The following is a 1,078-nucleotide window of genomic DNA, read 5'->3' as shown; positions in this document are numbered from 1 at the left end:
TCTAAACGAACATATACGTGACCGAATTTACCTTTACCACCTGTTTGACGTACGAATTTACCTTCTTGCTCAACAGTTTTCTTAATCGTTTCACGATAAGCAACCATTGGTTTACCGATATTCGCTTCAACACCGAATTCACGCTTCATACGGTCAACGATGATGTCAAGGTGAAGCTCACCCATACCAGCAATAATTGTCTGACCAGATTCTTCATCAGTGTGAACACGGAATGAAGGGTCTTCTTTAGCCAAACGACCTAAAGCGATAGACATTTTTTCTTGGTCAGCTTTAGTTTTTGGTTCAACCGCTAACTGAATTACTGGATCCGGGAATTCCATACGTTCAAGTGTAATGATGTTTTTCTCATCACATAATGTATCACCAGTAGTAACGTCTTTAAGACCTACACACGCTGCGATATCACCTGCACGGATTTCATCAATATCTTGACGTTCGTTTGCGTGCATTTGCACGATACGACCGATACGTTCACGCTTAGATTTAACTGGGTTATAAACAGCATCACCTTGTTTAAGAACACCAGAGTAAACACGTACGAATGTTAAGTTACCTACGAATTTGTCGTTCATGATTTTGAACGCAAGCGCAGAGAACGGAGCTTCGTCAGATGCTTCACGAGACGCTTTAGTTTCGTCTTTATCGTCAAGGATACCTTCGATCGCTTTAACTTCTGTAGGTGATGGTAAGAATTCAATTACAGCGTCCAACATACGTTGAACACCTTTGTTCTTGAATGCAGAACCACAAAGCATTACTTGGATTTCAGAAGCTAATGTACGAGCACGTAAACCTGCGATGATGTCTTCTTTAGAAAGATCACCTTCTTCAAGGTATTTGTCCATTAACTCTTCAGAAGCTTCAGCAGCAGCTTCAACCATGTTTGTACGCCATTCTTGAGCAGTATCAACTAGGTCAGCTGGAATCTCGCCGTATTCAAACTTCATACCTTGAGAAGCTTCATCCCAGATAATTGCCTTCATTTCGATAAGGTCAACTACACCAGTGAATGTGTCTTCAGCACCGATTGGCACAACGATTGGCACAGGATTCGCAC

Annotated in this window: 1 protein-coding gene; it reads right to left on the bottom strand. The window is 41.7% G+C overall.

The window, feature by feature from the left end; translation table 11 throughout:
* A partial coding sequence (locus VXQ92_RS20620; protein ID WP_416683030.1) for an elongation factor G occupies positions 1 to 1,078 on the bottom strand: 1,078 nt, incomplete at both ends.

The organism is Acinetobacter sp. 228 (assembly GCF_048147885.1).
The sequence above is the reverse complement of the archived record's forward strand: the minus strand, read 5'-3'. Positions and strand labels throughout refer to the sequence as shown.